Origin of the sequence: Kocuria sp. CPCC 205263 (assembly GCF_040981075.1) — a bacterium.
GTDB lineage: Bacteria > Actinomycetota > Actinomycetes > Actinomycetales > Micrococcaceae > Kocuria > Kocuria rosea.
Genome location: NZ_JAVKPV010000010.1, coordinates 1 through 14,763, shown reverse-complemented (window position 1 = coordinate 14,763; position 14,763 = coordinate 1). Strand labels below are relative to the sequence as shown.

Below are 14,763 nucleotides of genomic sequence, written 5' to 3'. Positions count from 1 at the left end.
ACCAACACAAACGAATACATTTACTAGTAGCAGGCACATCAGCAATCGCAATTAGTAACCATGTTCTATTCTGGCGGTATGAGACCCCCCGTGCCGCTGAGCATTGACGACCCGGTGCTGGTGAATGCGGTCCTGGTCCGGGTCCCGGCCGGCTTCCCCTCCCCCGCTCAGGACAGCTTCGACGACGGGCGGATCGACCTCAACGAGGTGCTGATCCGGGACGTGACCTCCACCTACCTCTTCCGCGTGACCGGGGACTCCATGGAAGGCGTCGGTATCTATTCCGGGGACGAGGTGCTCGTGGATCGTTCCCTGACCCCACGGCACGGCAGCGTGGTGATCGCCGTACTCGACGGGGACTTCACCATCAAGACCCTGCACGTCCACCCCGATCGGGTGGTGTTGCACCCGGAGAACCCGGCCTACCCGGACGTGGAAGTCCCCTCCTTGAGCGAGCTGGTGGTCTGGGGTGTGGTGGTCTACGGCATCCGCCACATCAACCAGCAGAAGTACCGGTAGGCGGTGGTGTGTGGTGATCGCCCTGGTGGACGTGAACAATTTCTACGCCTCCTGTGAGGCGCTCTTCGAGCCTTCCCTGGCGGGTAAGCCGCTGGTGGTGCTCTCCAACAACGACGGCTGTGTCGTCGCCCGCTCCCCCGAAGCCAAGGCTCTGGGGATCAAGATGGGGGATCCCTGGTTCCAGCTGCGCGCCGACGCGGCCCGGTGGGGGCTGATCAAGCGCTCCTCCAACTACCAGCTCTATGCGGATTTGTCCGAACGCGTGATGCTGCTGTTGGCCCGCCACAGCCTGGGGCAGGAGGTGTACTCCATCGACGAGTGCTTCCTGCTTCCTCCGGAGGGCGCCCCGGCGGAGCAGGTGCGGTGGGCGCGCCGGCTGCAGGCCACCGTGGCCCGCAACGTCGGGCTGCCGGTGAGCATCGGGATCGCGAGTTCGAAGACGCGGGCGAAGATCGCCACCGAGGCCGCGAAGAAGCTACCGGCCACGGGTGGGGTGGTCCACTGGGACGAGGCCCCGGAGGGGTACTGGGACCGGCTCATGGCGGTGCTGCCGGTCACCGAGGTCTGGGGCATTGCGGGACGATTGGCCAAGCGCCTGGAGGCGATGGGGATCGAGACGATGGCGCAGCTGCGCGATGTGGACCCGGTGGCCGTCCGGGACACGTTTTCTGTGGTGCAGATGCGCACCGTGCTCGAGCTCAACGGCTTCCCCGCCATCCCGGTGGAGGACGAGGTGGCGACCAAGCAGCAGATCCTGGTCTCCCGGTCGTTCCCGGACCCGATTTATGACCCGGAGATCGTCGGGGCCGCGGTGGCCGAGTTCGCCCAGCGCGCCTCCCGCCGGCTCCGGAAGGAAGGAACGGTCGCCGGGCGCCTCACCGTCTTCGCCACCACCTCCCCGCACCGGCCCGGACCCAGCCACAACGTCTCCGCCCAGGTGCGTCTGGCCGTGCCCACCAACGAGCCCACTCCCCTGGTGGCCGCGGCCCGGGCGGGGCTGGTGCCCAAACTGATGCATGGCATGTCCTACATGCGCGCCGGAATCCTGTGCACGGACCTCGCCCCTGAGGGTTCGGTGCCTGTCCTACCCGGTGTGCTCGAGCAGCCGGTCCCGATCGGGGAGCTCATTGACGCGGTGAACCGTCGCTTCGGCACCGGCACCCTCGCCCTGGGCCGCTCCGGCGCCTACTCCCCCGCCCCCTGGACCAACCACCAAGCCGACCTCTCCCCCAGGTACACCACCGACTGGGACGAACTACGCACCGTCAGCTAATCGGTAGCTCACCTCCTCCGGCACTGCGTCGAGGCGCGGCATCCACCACATGCTCTTTGGCGCAGGCGATTTCCCGAAGTACCCCAGGGTCCCTGACACGGAGTGGGTACCACACTGGTGCCACGCCGATGTGGTACCAGTGTGGTACCAATTGTGGATGACGGTTCCTTCGCTTTAACACGACGGGTGATCTCGCATCATGTATTTGCAGGAGCTGTCACTTCGCAGCCTTTGACTGAGTGGCGACGACGGTTCGCGAGTCCAGTGGGACCCCGCGGCGATATCTAGGCATGAAGGTGTCGCACCAACGGCAGCCGGCGCAATACCATGGCGGTACTGGTGTAGTACTAACACCACACCAGTGTGGTGCAAAGGGCAACGCTCGAGAAGTTCTGTGTAACCGGGGCGCTCCTCAAGCAGGGGCCATACGAGCTCTTCAATCAACTTCTGCTGAGAAGTTTCCACGGCAGCATTTGGGCATGAAGATGCCGTGCCGGCAACTGCCGACACGGCACCATGCTGGTACTTATATGGTACTGGTGTAGTACCAATACCACACCAATGTGGTGTGCGAGAGACTATTTTATCGGCACGTTTTGGCCGTAGCGCTCCTCAAGCACGGGCCATACGAGCTCTTCGATCAACTTCTGCTGGGAGGTATCTTCAGCTTCGGCGGCGTAATTGAGCAAGGCATGCTGGGTGTTGTTAAACCGGAAGTTGTACCCCTTCACCTTGGCTCCATTCCGCGCCCGCCGCTTCCACGGCTTTAAGGGTGGTCCCTGATCGGGAGTGTCCGAACCCGAGCGTTCGGCTGCTGCTGCAAACCGCTCGATCTCTTCCTCTCGATTGGAGGCAATCGGTCCACGTTTCCTCACCATGCGAAGACCTCCTGGGTCAGCAGTTGAATTTCGGCCTTGGCCTTGGCATCGCGCATCTCTACGACCCCCTTGCCGTCGGCCAGGCAGTCAGCGAAAGCCTTGCGCTGATGCAACACGGTCTGAGCAAGGCGCACTCGAGGGAAGTCCTCGAGGTACGACTGCGCTTCCTCTCGTTCCTTGGTGAACACGTTGGAGGAGACGAAGTTGAGGACCAGCATTGATTTGAGGCCCTCGTTGAAGTCTTGGGCCCCTTCGACCGTCTCCAAGAGGCCGGCCACGGCGTCAAGGTCGGCTTGGGTGGCGCGCGTAGGGCTGATCAGCATGTCCGCAGCAGTTAGTGCTGTACGCATCTCTTTGGAGTCCTTGCCGGGGACGTCGACCAGGATGTGATCGAACTTGGGTCGGAACTCCTCCAAAAACTTATGCAGTGATCCCGACTTCTGCACGGACTGCAACGAGGGGAGCCCGGCTTCCTCTCGGTCAGTAGTGAAGTTCGAGGTCGTGCGGATCGTCGGGTCTGCGTCGACCAGCAGCACGTCCTTCCCCTGTCGCTGCAGCTCAACGGCCATGTTGACGGTAAGAGTCGACTTGCCCGTTCCGCCCTTCTGATGCCCAAAGACAATGATCATGGCACCACACTAACACCAATGTGACGCCACACTGGTACTGGTGTGGTACCGCATTAGTCTTAGTGGTGTGGTACTTGTGTGGTACCAGTATGGGCATTATGTGGCTGGACGCCGGTCAGTGAGGGCTCAATCGTGGTCCATGGGGCCGTAATCGGGCCCAACCCGTACGTAGGCGCATCCTCAGGGCATGCCCGGACCGGCAGAGCTGGCTGCGAGTCGTGTGCGGACCCAGGTCTATAAGGACAATGAAGTCGCCACCTCACCTTCAGGCGGGGTGGCGACTTCATGCAGCAGTAGCGCAGCCTCTGGGCGTGCTACAGGGGATCTGCGCAGCGAGATCGGTGCGTGCTAGGGGAGGACGGTGACGTTCGCCGCCTGGGGGCCCTTGGGGCCCTCCTGGGTCTCGAACTCCACGTGGTCGCCTTCGTTGAGGGAGCGGAACCCGCTGGAGGCGATGGCGGAGTAGTGGGCGAACACGTCCTTGGAGCCGTCGTCAGGGGTGATGAAGCCGAAGCCCTTGTCGGCGTTGAACCACTTGACCACACCAGTAGTCATATCTTCTACCTGCTTCTGTTCTGCGATCTCTCGAGCCTCCCGAGGTTCGAGGGCTCGTGCACGTCAGGGACGTACGCTGTCCACCCTGGCAGAAAGGCCCGTCCCCGGACAGGGGCTGATCGCATTGCGACCCATGGGCCACCCTGCCCTCGGGGGTGGCGGTGATGCCGCGCTGAGCGCTGTGCTGACCGGACGTGTGGTCTCCAACCGGCTCTCCGACCGGCTCGCCGGCCCGGTCTCAGGGACTGCACCGGGTGGCGGGGGAGGGGTCGGGGCCCTGGGCGGGGTCGTGACGGGGTAGCCCGGGCAGGGTGTGGCGGGGTGAAAGGCGTTGAGGTGCTGGGGTTGGGTCGGGCGCGGGTCAGCGCCGGGCGCGCGGGCCCCGGCGCCGGGGTGGCCGGCGCTTCGCTGGGGTGTGCCGGTCGATGGGGGAGTCCTGGGACTCGAGCAGGTGCTCGGCCCCGGCGAAGAGGGTGGCCGCGATCAGCAGCACTCCGCCGTCGTTGCCCAGCTGCAGGTCCGAGTCCACCACGAGCCAGGAGCGCCTGGCCTTCAGGTCGTTGGTGACGCGCACGGTGAAGCCGGTCGCCCGGGCGGTGGCCGGTACGGTCTCCACCCGCTCCACGGCGGTGACCTGAACCTCGGGCAGCTCGTGTCCGGTGAGCCGGTAGTCGGTGAGGACTTGTTGTCCCAGGCTCAGCAACGCCGGCACCAGAGTAGCGGGGGTGGCCGTCGTCTCGGTGGGCAGGACCACACTCAGCCGCGCGCGGGTGCCCGTGGCGGTCATGCGCAGATGGGCCGCGACGGCGAAGGAGTCCACGACCGGGACCTCGTCCACCGCGGGGGCGGTTGCGGCGGGTGGGGTGATAGCGCTCATGGGTACTTCCGTGGGGCAGTGGCGGGGATGGGGACAGCCTTTCACGTGCCCGCCCCCAGGGGCGGGGTGCCGGTGTGGCGAGGTCGGGAAGATGACGCCCCGCCGAGCCTGCGGCGCCGCTTCTGGGCCGCTGGTGAGTCCTCGCCTCGGGCACGGCCGGGCCACTGGCCCGGTGCCCGCTTGGTGCTCATGGAGGGATGCGGTGCTCAGCTGCCCCTGCGCGGTGACGCGCCGGGCACCGGGGGCTGGGCCGCGCTGTCGCCGGATCAGCGCGGCGGTGGCCGAGACTAGGGACTGTCCCTGCCGCCCCGCATCCCGGAAGAACCGATGACACTCACGCACAGCACGATCCCGATCCGCCTGCTGCCGGCCACGTTGCGGCCCGTCCCGGCCACCACGGGCTACGTGCTGGGTGCCTACACCGCCACCCAGGAGGCCTATCCCGGAGCGGATCCGGCCCAGTGCCTGGAACTGCTGCTGGAGGGCATCGTCGTCGCGGTGGTCACCGAGGGCGACGGGGAACCGGAGCAATTGACGGTCATGGGCGACACCGAGGAGGAACGCCGGGTGCGCGAGGAGCAGGTGGAGGCGTGGATCGGGGACTTCACCCGGGCCGGGCTGAGCTACCAGGAGGTCATCGGCGGCCGCCTCTATGAGGTCGGCTACGACCGGGAGCTGGTGGCCATCGCCCTGCTGGCTGAAGCAGAGCTCACCGCAAGGTTCGCCCAGGAGACCGAGCGTTTCTACGCCGCCTCCCGGAGTGCGGTGGCGCGCCAGGACTTCCATTCCCTGTCCGGGTCTTCGGCGATGACCGATGAGCAGATCCGCGAGGAGTTGGCCGAGTACGGGGCCGGGGTGGTGTTCTGGTCCCCGGCCCAGCGCGCCTGGATCAGCTGAGCACCCCAGGGGGTGAGCTTGCTTCAGGGGCGCTTCCGCCGGTACCGGCATCTCCTGCCCGCGGTGGCCCGCGCGGGGAGCATCGTCGAACAGGGCTTTCCGAGGCGTTGGTGAGCGCCGTGCGGGAAATACAGAAAGCCGGACCAGGGGTGGTGTCCGGCTTTCTGCGTGGGTGATGCCTTCCGCCACGGCACGAGTGTGAAGCATCGTGAGGGGTGCTGATCAGGTGGAGAAATGTTTGGGCCGAGGCTTGGCGACTGCCTAGGCTGGGTACTGTAAGCATGCTTTGCAGCGTTGGTCAGTGCTTGTTCGTTGTTGCGATGTCCCTGTTCGGGGGCCGTGTCCGCCACGATCGAAACGAGGAAAGATCATGACTGTTCCCACCGACCGGTCCACCTCTCACCGCTCACCGGTCCAGATCGCGGCCCTGCTCTACGGGGCCGTGTTCCTGCTCGTGGGTCTGGCCGGGTTCATCCCGGGGATCACCACGAACTACGACCAGCTGATGGCCGCCGGTCACCACTCCGAGGCGATGCTGATGGGCATCTTCCAGGTCTCCTGGCTGCACAACATCGTCCACCTGCTCTACGGCATCACTGGAATCGTCCTGGCCCGAACTGGTTCCGGGGCGCGGAACTATCTGCGCTGGGGCGGGGCGGTCTATCTTGTGCTGTGGATCTACGGGTTGCTCGTGGGTCAGAACTCGCAGGCCAACTTCGTGCCCCTCAACGACGCCGACAACTGGCTGCACCTGGTGCTGGGTGTGACCATGGTGGGTCTGTCCTTCCTGCGCCGGGATACCCACGGCGGGCCCACCCGCATCACCTCCGGCCCGGCCTACTGATCACTGGGCCTGTAGGGGTGACAGGTGGTGCAGCAACCACTCGCTGTGCTCGCACCGGGCTCCTGACATCGCAGAGATGCCCGCCAGCGGTATCGATTCCCACATCGTGGCGGGCCGCTGAAGCCCCTGGTCCATGTCGACCAGTCCGGCCACGGTCCTTCACCGGGCTGCGACGGCGAGGGGGGTGGGCTGCGACTGAGGATCCCGGCCTGGTCCACTTGGCGGCAGCAGGCGGAAGACCCCGCACCCGCATCATGGGTGCGGGGTCTTCTGCGTGAGCGCAGGGGGTGGGCGGCCCCCAGTTCTACGAGTCCGGCCCGTGGACATAACGTCATGCCCTCGCTGGCCATCGCCGTTTCGCCGGCCGCGGCCATCACCACCAATCGCGCTGGCGACTATCCGGCAAAGACTTTTGAGAGCGCTACCGGCGCGGTAGAGGTCAATCCTTCGCAACACCGCAGGTGTTGGCTTCCGTCAGCCGTTGTAGCCTTCCTCGTAAGCCGCTTTGAGCTTGGCGTCCGCCGCGCGCTCTGCGTTCTCCAGCTCTGCCTCCGTGGGAGTCCGGTGCTGCTTGCCGGGCAGGAAGTGTCCTTGTCGCATGGCCGTGGCGACCTCGGGGAGTGCGACCAGCAAGCTTTCAAGGCGCTGCTGGTCCAGGCTGTTCACCTCGCCGGAGGCCTTTTGCTTCTTCACGGTCTGGACCCATTGATCCAGGGACCTCGCGATCTGTAGATGTTCCGGGTACTTCTCCGGCTCGGCCTTCATGAGGTGCTGGAAATCCTCCTTGGTCAGCTTGGTGGCATCGTTGTACTGGAATCCGAAGTCCTGTGGGGCGCCCATCTTTTCATCCCTTCATCGGTGCAGTGCGCGAATCCCAGGGCGTCCGCCCGAATTACGCTACCCACCTTCAGGAACACTCGAGCCCGGCAGGCGCAGGGAAGGCTGAGTATGACCTTCCCTTCCCGCGATGACGTGGACAGGGATTTCACCGCAGCTGTCCCGGGGCAGCACAACTCCTGGCGCGGCGGTGAACATGGTCGGCACGATGCCAGCAGCGGCCGCCGGCGGAGTCACCAAGACCACCACCGCCGTCTCCCTAGCAATGGTCGCCGCCGCCGAGAGGCGCCAAGTCGTGCTCATCGACCTCGACCCCCGTGCGGCCTCCTCCAAGTGGTTCGGGGTGGAGCCCACGGCGGAAGGAATGCATGTCGGAGCGATCCTGGGCGATGAGAACCCTGAAGGCTGGGCCGAGGACCTCGCGGTGCCCAGCGGGTGGCACCCCAACCTCCGGGTCATTCCCTCGGCCCGCAACGTCTCCAACCGCGAGGCCGACCGGGCCGATCACGCGGAGCTGCCGCTGTTGGTCTCCCTGACCGGTCTGCAGGCGGATGTGATGGTCATTGACTGCCCGAACCGGCAGGGTGGGCCGTTGACGCTGTCGGCGTTGAACGCGGCGGACACCGTGGTCTACGCCGCCACCGCTACCAGTGATGGCATCGACGCAGGTGGACGGGGCCCGGCGCCGGTCGCCCAGTTCCGCCGGCACCGCCAGCAGCTGGGTGCCCCGGACACCCTGACCGAGGCCGGCATCGTCGTCGGTGGGGTGAAGGAAACGATCATGAGCCGCGCGGCGGTGGCCGGCCTCGAAGAGCTGCGCGCTACCGGGTTGTTCCTGGAGCCGTTGGTTCCGGACCGGGCCATCGTCCAGGAGGTGCGGATCTGAAGGGGAGTGGTACGGCCAATACCGCAAGGGCGCCCGGGTGCTGGAGGCGTACACCGCGATCGCGAAGAAGGTGCTGCGATGACCGAGCAGCCCGAGCGCCCCGCCTCACTGGCCCGCCGCCGGCCCCGCCCGGCACCGGATGAGCACATCGACCCGGTGGACTACACACCCCCACGCGCTACCTCACCCCAGCCCGCGACACCGCAGGTGTCGTCCCTGCCGGTGCAAGCGGCACCGGCGGCGCAGCCCCCGGTGACCGCGCCCAAGCGTGGGTGGGGCCGGCCGCGCCGGGAACCCACGATCCAGCTCGGGGTGCGGGTGGCCCAGGACGTCTCCGATCTGATCGAAGAGCACACCGAGCACGACGGCACCGCGAGAGCGGTGATCGAGAACGCGGTGCGCGCCTACGCCCAACAGCTCAACCGATAACCCTCGGCCCCGGTAGGGGAGGGGTGCGGCTGCGGGCGGCCTTCCCATGGTCGGCGAGGAAGGAACCCGGCTCACCGGTGCTGGTGGGCCGGGTTCCTCATTCTTTGGACAGGCGGTGGGATGGGGCAGGTGGTCCCGTTGGTCGTCGATCGACGCGGGCGCCCGCGCACCTTCCGCAAGGAGCCAGGGCCAACCCCCAGCGGGATCGGTTGTAGGGGGCCAAAGGGACGACCAGCGCTGTCCAGGCTGGACGCGGGGCGTCCCAGCGGCGCCGTACCGGACACGGACCGTCAGCCCGTCACCGGCTGCTCATCGTGCGGGGAAGCCATGGTGACGGTCCCCGTGCTCGAGCCCTGCCCCGAGGCGTTCCACTGCGATGCCACAGCGGTGGTCGGCCAGCACCGGGCCCGCCGTCACAGAACGCCCGGACGGCCGCCTGCTGTCCGGTGGGGGAGTTGGGGGTCTACTGGGCGGCGTAGTAGGCGTCCTTGACGGACTGGTGAATGCGGCCGCGGTCGGAGACCTCGTACCCGTTCGCGTTCGCCCAGGCCCGGATCTTCGCCGTCTCCGGGTTACCACCAGTGGAGGAACGGGCCCCGGTGGTCCGGGCGGTCTTGCCCTGGGCCCGCCGGCCAGCAGTAGCGAAGGGGCGCAGGGCCTCCCGCAGCTTCTCCGCATTAGCGGTGGAGAGGTCGATCTCGTACTGCCGGCCGTCCACACCGAACTGGACGGTCTCCTCAGCGGGACCGCCCTCAAGGTTGTCTTCGAAAATGATCCGCATATCGCCTGTGGTGATCAGCCACCGGTCTTACGCACCCTTGGCCCGATTCAAGAACGTCACGCCTTCTTACAGCTGGGCATCCTAGGCGCGCCGGACGGGCATGAGCTGATGTCGTCGCTACGCTCACCCTCATTGCTTCAGCAAAGACGGGGAGGGCTCGTGGCCGCAGGATCTCAGAACGATGGATCGATGGGATGTCTGCATGCCCTCGTGATGCTTGGCTCACTAGCCACGCTGGCGCTGTCCTTGGTGATCGAGATCGCCAGTTGGCTTTTCCCACTCGACTTTCCCTTCCTGTGGGTGTTCGGTGTCTCCCTAGTACTTTTGATCGTGTCGGTGGCTGCCACCGGCCAAAGCGGCAACTCTGCCTCGCCGCAACCTTCAAGCCACGCCAGCATGTCTCCGTCAGCGACGTCCTCGAAAAGCCCAACTGCTACCTCCGCGGCCTCCCACTCCACGCCGGCCACGCGGCCCCGGCCTCCGGCCAGGACCACTTCTGCGAAGCTCAGTTCAGCCACCGGTGAGGCGCCACAGCACAGACCGGGACACCGCACGTACATCAGCACCAGCGGGAAGACCTACTACTTGCCCGACGACGGGCAGGCCACCACAGCCACACCAAGTGCCCCTACCGGCGACGTCCCTCCGCCCAAACCAGGGCATCGGACCTATGTCAGCTCCAGCGGAAAGACCTACTACATACCCGAAGACAGGCGCCACACACCGGTGACGCCCAACTGGTCTGCCAGCACGGCCGAGAAAGCGCTCGAGCACAGGCCGGGACACTATCCCTACATCAGCTCCACCGGCAAGACGTACTACCTCCCCGGAAGCCCCCGCATGGCCACATGGCAGGAGGCCGAGGCCAGCGCCCAGCAGTGGATGCGCACCCACGGATACCCCGACGCCCGGCTGACCTCACCCGGGCCCGACGGAGGCGTCGACATCTTCTCCTCCACCGCGATCGCCCAGGTCAAGCACCACAAGCAACCGATCGGCCCCGGACCGATCCGGGAGCTGGTGGATCTCACGCTGTACTCCAAATATCGCGGATGGGGCGCCGTCTTCTTCTCCACGTCGGGCTATACCGCCTTGGCTTTGGAGTGTGGCCAGGAGTGGGGCGTCCCGCTCTTTCAACGGGACCACCTCCACCAAACGTGGGTCCGTGTCGCTTAGACAAATCCGACAACTACGCCACTACTGTCCGTCGGCCTCGGTTTTTATGCGGGTGAAGGTGTCGAGGATCCTGGTATGGGTCTGGCGGGGCAGTGATCTGACGCCGGGTTCCCCGAAGGGGGTGCCGGGGACAGCGGGGGAGTTCTGCAGGAGGTCGTCGACCCCGTCGCGGGCCACCATGAGAAGTCCGTGTGTTGCTCGGGTGCAGGTGACGGCCAGTCGCCCGAACGCGGAGTTGAAGGCGTCCAGCCGGGAGGCCCCTGACAGGGGGTGGATGGCGACGGTGAGGGCGTTGGTCTGTCCCTGCCACGAATCCACGGTGGAGGCCACGATGAGGTTTTCCGGCAAGTCGAGCTTCTTGACGAGACGGGCCACCATGTCCTTGGCGTCGTCGACGGCCTGGTTCCGGGTGGCCAGGACGGCGACCAGCGGGTCATCTCCAGGACTCGCGAGTGAGATCAGGTTTAGTTTCGTGGGCTGGCCCTGCCCGTCGTACTTCGTGGTGCGCAGGGTGAAGCCCTCGTCGGTGAGCAGTTCTTCGAGCAGCCGCTCCAGCACTTGGATCATCGGTAGGTCGATGTCGGCCGCTTCGGCGTCCGGCAGGCCGGAGATCTCCAGGAGGGTGGGTTCACCGGTGCCGACCTGTTCCCAGACGGTGCGGGCGTCCGGGGCGACATCGCGCACCTCCAGGGACCGGTCTCCGGGGCCGGCCACACAGGTGAGGGTTTTCCACTCGGGGTAGAAGGCCTTCCACAGGGGGAGTTGTGCGGCGGTTGGGCGCCAGACCGAGGGCAGGCTCAGGGTGACGGTGGTGTCGAGGTGCTCGTAGTCGGTGGGCCATGCCCGGTAGGGATTGTACTGCTCATCACCGCGCCACGGGTTGGCGGTTCCGTCCAGTGGGGGCAGCTGACCGACGTCGCCGACCCCGATGCTCAAAGGGGCGAGGCGTTTCACCCCGTCGTAGAGGTAGTGGGCCATCTGCCAGGCCTCATCGACGAAGAGCACGTCGAAGAGGGACTCCTCCTCGGGATCGGCGAGCAGAGCGTTCTTGAGGTGACGGCCCACCCATTTGTACATGTGGGAGGTGGCCACGATGACCTTCGCGTCATGGGGCACGTCCTTGGCGGAGGCGACCACGGTACAGGACTGGTGGATGGCCTCCGGGACGCTGTCGATGCGCTTGCTGGAGACCAGCAGGCACACCTGGTGCCGGCCCAGGGAGTCGCCGAGGTCCTGGGCCAGGGGCAGGATCTGGTTGTTGGTGAACGCCGTGATTCCCACCCGCCGGGTCCCGGGATGGTGCACCGCGGAGCGGACGAGCTGTTTGAGGACGTGGCTCTTGCCGGCGCCAGCAGCGGCTTTCAGCAGGATGCACTCGGTGTCCGTCCTGCCGTCGAGGGCGTCGAACATGGCCGTCTCGGCCGTGTCGGCGACCTGTTGGTTGAACAGCGCCGCCTCCGAGTGATGCAGCGAATCCCCGTCGGCGGGTGACTGGGGGGTGCGGATGTCGGTGATCGTCAGCATCAGTCGAGGTCATCCATCGTGAGGTCAGCAGGGGGGCGCCCAGTCTGGTCGACCGTGGCGGCGGCCGGTTGGGTGGTAGCGGCGACGTCGAAGCCATCGGTGTCCACCAGCGGCGGCCAGACTTCCGGGTTCATCAAGCCTTGCGCGCGCTGCTCGGCGAAGAAGTCCGACACTGCAGCCTCACGGGCCTCGTGGTTCTGGCAGCAGAAGCCGTGGTGCTCGGGGTCCGCGTAGTAGCTGTCATCGGTGCAGCTGGCTTTCGGGGCATTGGAGGCATCGACGGCCGGTCGGTCGATGTTGACCGCCCCGACGGGCCTTTTCTTGATGTCGACGTCCAGCAGCAACAACAGCTCCATGCCTTCACGGACTGGCTCCCCGGCGAAGGGCTCGAGATCGAGGGGGGCCGTCCAGTACCAGCTCGGATCCTCCTCCTCGTCGGTGGGCTCGAAGACACCGGTGGGCATCCCCAGCAGCTGCACGGAGCCCTTCTGCTCCTTGAGCTGAATGGTGTCGTGTTCGATGCAGGCCCGGCCGTTGACGTGCAGGGCCATTGCCGTCGTGCCCTCGCTGATGCGGCGCGAAGCGACCTCCAGCTGCAGGGGGTGCGTGGCGACCACCCGGGCGGAGGCGACATCGCGGACGCCGGCGTCGTGGGCGGCGTCGGTGGCCACGCAGGTATCGGCCAGGAGGGTGCATAGCCGATCGGCTTGGGTGTCGCTGTCGAAGAGCTCCACCTGGTTGTTGCGCCAGATCCGGGTGGTGCGCCCGAAGCGGACCAGGTCGTTGGCGCGGTACTCCAGGCGACGCCGCCACACCGCCTGGGCGCTTCCCTCGAAAGACTCCCGGAGGGCCTGGGTTGCCGAGGCCGGAATGACACTCAGGGCCTCGACCGCCTGCTCAAACACGGTCGTCTTGTAGTGCAGCTCCTCGGTGACCAGGCGCCGGTACTCCGGGGAGGTCCGCAGCATCCTCCCCGAACGGCCGGGCTTGGGCATGGCCCGGTGGATGGCATCGGAGGTGGCGTTGGTCAGCCGGGCCCCCGGGGTGTGCGGGCTGGCCGCGATGGCGTCGGCCACAGCACGGTGATCGATGGGCGTCCCGGGGTGGGCACTGGCCCAGGCGGTCAGCAGGTCCAGGCGCCCGGCATCGACCAGGGGCCCCCCGGGGACCAGGTGGAAGGCCAGCACGTCGCGGAGCGCCACGACTGGGGTGCGGCTGACGAAGGCGCGCGCACGGTCCTCCTCGAGCAGGAAGCTCACCGCCAGGCGCCCCGCCTCGTCCAGGGGCTCAGGCATGTCCACGGGTTCGCCGTCGTAGGTCAGGGGAGTGCGGCCTGCCTGAAGGTCCCGGGCCCAGCGCAGCCGGTTGATCTCGATGCCCGCCAGCGAATCGGCGACCGACACCAGCAGGTCCGCGGTGGGGGAGTCCGGGACGATGAGGTGGATCGGTGCTGCGAGACCGGTGGTCGGGTCAGCCGGTGTCATGACCCGGGCGAGTTGTTCGCCCAGCAGCCGCATCACGTGCCGGCGGGTGTCGGGCGCCTGCGGGTTGGAGAAGGTGTAGTTCGACCACGGGGTGGTGTTCCCGGCCGGATCGGTGGCGCGCAGGGCCATGCCGTGGATGCCCAGGGTGGCGGAGTCGGATTTCGCCATCACGACGTCGACGGTCCCCGGCTCCCCGACCGGGTCGGCGCGCAGACGGCCGGTGCGGACCGGGTGGCCGCTGCGGGTGGCCCGGACGACGTCGGCTAGGCGCTGGGAGACGTGGGCCCCGACTGTCTCACTTCCGTCGAGGAGCCCGATCAGCGCCGGGCGATCCTCGGCGGCGATCCCCAGCTCCACCAGCAACGACTCCGGGTCCTCGCTTGCGCGCAGCTGGTCCCGGCACAGGTTGAACAGCGAACACGTCGAACAGCTGCGCGGATCGAAGACCGCCTCGATGTGATTGACCCACTCCACCAGGACATCCTCGGGAACCTCCGACGGGGACGCCGAGGCGGCAGAACCGGCGGAGGAAGCAAAGGACGACGACGAATGGCTGACCGGGGGCTCGGCCGTCGCCAGCAGAGCCACCCGCTCGGCGACCCGGGCCCGGACCTCCCGGCGATGGTCGCCGAGCTCTTCGGCGACGATGGTGGGCTGCAGGAAAGAATTGCGGGGAACCGCCAGCACACCCTTCTCGTGCACGACCATGCCGGCGGGAAGCTCAGCCCAGTGCTCCGCGGCCTCGGCCCCGAGGGCGACTTGGAGGAAGCCCTTGAGCAGACGGTTGTCCCCGATCCGAGAACGTACCCGTTCATAGTCCTTGGCATCCCCCATCACCAACCAGCTGCCGACGATCGTGCCGTTGTTCTGGCGGGGGGCGACGACGGCGAAGTCCGGCAGGACGTCGGTGGCCTGCTCCGCCTTGTCCTCCGGCAGGCCGAAAAACGGCATGGACAACGACGTCACGAACGTACTGGCACCGTCCTCAAGGGCTGCGCGGTGAGCAGTCTCCAGTGCAGCACGAGTGAGGTCGCGGGACACCTTGGCATCGGCCCGTCGCACCGCCTGCGGCCTAGGTGTGATGTCCAGGGAGGTTGTGCCGCCTCGCGGCGGTGAGTCGGGCTGACAGGTGAGGACCTCCGGTTGTGAAGTGGAGCTGTCTAGGAACCGCTTC

16 protein-coding genes are annotated in these 14,763 nt (G+C 66.7%); 7 read left to right on the top strand and 9 right to left on the bottom strand.

The window, feature by feature from the left end:
• Positions 1-78 precede the first annotated feature (78 nt).
• Positions 79-519, top strand: coding sequence for a LexA family protein (locus RF647_RS14830; RefSeq protein WP_368812377.1), 441 nt, complete (start codon positions 79-81; stop codon positions 517-519).
• Positions 520-529: 10 nt separating this feature from the next.
• Positions 530-1,792, top strand: a complete 1,263-nt coding sequence (locus RF647_RS14825; RefSeq protein WP_368812376.1) for a Y-family DNA polymerase — start codon at positions 530-532, stop codon at positions 1,790-1,792.
• Positions 1,793-2,370: 578 nt separating this feature from the next.
• Here the strand turns inward: RF647_RS14825 and RF647_RS14820 are convergent.
• From RF647_RS14820 to RF647_RS14805, 4 genes are all read right to left on the bottom strand, one after another.
• The gene (locus RF647_RS14820) at positions 2,371-2,670 is read right to left on the bottom strand and encodes a hypothetical protein (protein ID WP_368812375.1); all 300 of its coding nucleotides are present in this window, start codon (positions 2,668-2,670) and stop codon (positions 2,371-2,373) included.
• Positions 2,664-3,299, bottom strand: coding sequence for an AAA family ATPase (locus RF647_RS14815; RefSeq protein ID WP_368812374.1), 636 nt, complete (start codon positions 3,297-3,299; stop codon positions 2,664-2,666). The genes RF647_RS14820 and RF647_RS14815 overlap by 7 nt, the downstream gene beginning before the upstream one ends.
• A 348-nt stretch (positions 3,300-3,647) precedes the next feature.
• Entirely contained in the window at positions 3,648-3,854 is a 207-nt protein-coding gene (locus tag RF647_RS14810) for a cold-shock protein (RefSeq protein ID WP_368812373.1), read from the bottom strand.
• Between the two features lie 361 nt (positions 3,855-4,215).
• A complete protein-coding gene (locus tag RF647_RS14805; RefSeq protein ID WP_368812372.1) occupies positions 4,216-4,731 on the bottom strand; it encodes a hypothetical protein in 516 nt (171 codons plus the stop codon).
• A 327-nt stretch (positions 4,732-5,058) separates the two neighbouring features.
• Between RF647_RS14805 and RF647_RS14800 the strand changes: the two genes are divergently transcribed.
• Positions 5,059-5,628 (top strand): hypothetical protein, encoded by a 570-nt coding sequence (locus tag RF647_RS14800; protein WP_368812371.1) that lies wholly within the window; start codon positions 5,059-5,061, stop codon positions 5,626-5,628.
• 370 nt (positions 5,629-5,998) lie between these two features.
• Complete coding sequence (locus RF647_RS14795) at positions 5,999-6,472, top strand: DUF4383 domain-containing protein (RefSeq protein WP_368812370.1); 474 nt, start codon at positions 5,999-6,001, stop codon at positions 6,470-6,472.
• Between the two features lie 474 nt (positions 6,473-6,946).
• On the opposite strand, the gene RF647_RS14790 is transcribed toward RF647_RS14795, so the two are convergent.
• Positions 6,947-7,312: a hypothetical protein gene (locus tag RF647_RS14790; protein ID WP_368812369.1), complete on the bottom strand. Its 366-nt coding sequence runs from the start codon at positions 7,310-7,312 to the stop codon at positions 6,947-6,949.
• Positions 7,313-7,505: 193 nt separating this feature from the next.
• Between RF647_RS14790 and RF647_RS14785 the strand changes: the two genes are divergently transcribed.
• Together RF647_RS14785 and RF647_RS14780 are read left to right on the top strand one after the other, a co-directional pair.
• Positions 7,506-8,195: a ParA family protein gene (locus RF647_RS14785; RefSeq protein ID WP_368812368.1), complete on the top strand. Its 690-nt coding sequence runs from the start codon at positions 7,506-7,508 to the stop codon at positions 8,193-8,195.
• Between the two features lie 78 nt (positions 8,196-8,273).
• The gene (locus RF647_RS14780) at positions 8,274-8,624 is read left to right on the top strand and encodes a hypothetical protein (protein ID WP_368812367.1); all 351 of its coding nucleotides are present in this window, start codon (positions 8,274-8,276) and stop codon (positions 8,622-8,624) included.
• 463 nt (positions 8,625-9,087) lie between these two features.
• Here RF647_RS14780 and RF647_RS14775 read toward each other — a convergent pair whose 3' ends face one another.
• Together RF647_RS14775 and RF647_RS14770 are read right to left on the bottom strand one after the other, a co-directional pair.
• Positions 9,088-9,405 (bottom strand): Lsr2 family protein, encoded by a 318-nt coding sequence (locus RF647_RS14775; RefSeq protein WP_368812366.1) that lies wholly within the window; start codon positions 9,403-9,405, stop codon positions 9,088-9,090.
• Positions 9,406-9,578: 173 nt separating this feature from the next.
• Positions 9,579-9,923, bottom strand: coding sequence for a hypothetical protein (locus RF647_RS14770; RefSeq protein WP_368812365.1), 345 nt, complete (start codon positions 9,921-9,923; stop codon positions 9,579-9,581).
• 208 nt (positions 9,924-10,131) lie between these two features.
• Here RF647_RS14770 and RF647_RS14765 point away from each other — a divergent pair, with 208 nt between their 5' ends.
• Positions 10,132-10,581 (top strand): restriction endonuclease, encoded by a 450-nt coding sequence (locus RF647_RS14765; RefSeq protein WP_368812364.1) that lies wholly within the window; start codon positions 10,132-10,134, stop codon positions 10,579-10,581.
• A 21-nt stretch (positions 10,582-10,602) separates the two neighbouring features.
• Here the strand turns inward: RF647_RS14765 and RF647_RS14760 are convergent, their stop codons facing one another.
• Both RF647_RS14760 and RF647_RS14755 read right to left on the bottom strand, forming a co-directional pair.
• A complete protein-coding gene (locus RF647_RS14760) occupies positions 10,603-12,105 on the bottom strand; it encodes a hypothetical protein (RefSeq protein WP_368812363.1) in 1,503 nt (500 codons plus the stop codon).
• Positions 12,105-14,630, bottom strand: coding sequence for a hypothetical protein (locus RF647_RS14755; protein WP_368812362.1), 2,526 nt, complete (start codon positions 14,628-14,630; stop codon positions 12,105-12,107). Before RF647_RS14755 ends, RF647_RS14760 begins: the two co-directional genes overlap by 1 nt.
• Between the last annotated feature and the right edge of the window lie 133 nt (positions 14,631-14,763).

Excerpts from the sequence above, each read along its gene's own strand:
- RF647_RS14830 (WP_368812377.1), top strand. The coding sequence starts at position 79 with ATGAGACCCCCCGTGCCGCTGAGCATTGACGACCCGGTGCTGGTGAAT.
- RF647_RS14820 (WP_368812375.1), bottom strand. The coding sequence starts at position 2,670 with ATGGTGAGGAAACGTGGACCGATTGCCTCCAATCGAGAGGAAGAGATC.
- RF647_RS14815 (WP_368812374.1), bottom strand. The coding sequence starts at position 3,299 with ATGATCATTGTCTTTGGGCATCAGAAGGGCGGAACGGGCAAGTCGACT.
- RF647_RS14810 (WP_368812373.1), bottom strand. The coding sequence starts at position 3,854 with ATGACTACTGGTGTGGTCAAGTGGTTCAACGCCGACAAGGGCTTCGGC.
- RF647_RS14805 (WP_368812372.1), bottom strand. The coding sequence starts at position 4,731 with ATGAGCGCTATCACCCCACCCGCCGCAACCGCCCCCGCGGTGGACGAG.
- RF647_RS14800 (WP_368812371.1), top strand. The coding sequence starts at position 5,059 with ATGACACTCACGCACAGCACGATCCCGATCCGCCTGCTGCCGGCCACG.
- RF647_RS14795 (WP_368812370.1), top strand. The coding sequence starts at position 5,999 with ATGACTGTTCCCACCGACCGGTCCACCTCTCACCGCTCACCGGTCCAG.
- RF647_RS14790 (WP_368812369.1), bottom strand. The coding sequence starts at position 7,312 with ATGGGCGCCCCACAGGACTTCGGATTCCAGTACAACGATGCCACCAAG.
- RF647_RS14785 (WP_368812368.1), top strand. The coding sequence starts at position 7,506 with ATGGTCGGCACGATGCCAGCAGCGGCCGCCGGCGGAGTCACCAAGACC.
- RF647_RS14780 (WP_368812367.1), top strand. The coding sequence starts at position 8,274 with ATGACCGAGCAGCCCGAGCGCCCCGCCTCACTGGCCCGCCGCCGGCCC.
- RF647_RS14775 (WP_368812366.1), bottom strand. The coding sequence starts at position 9,405 with ATGCGGATCATTTTCGAAGACAACCTTGAGGGCGGTCCCGCTGAGGAG.
- RF647_RS14760 (WP_368812363.1), bottom strand. The coding sequence starts at position 12,105 with ATGCTGACGATCACCGACATCCGCACCCCCCAGTCACCCGCCGACGGG.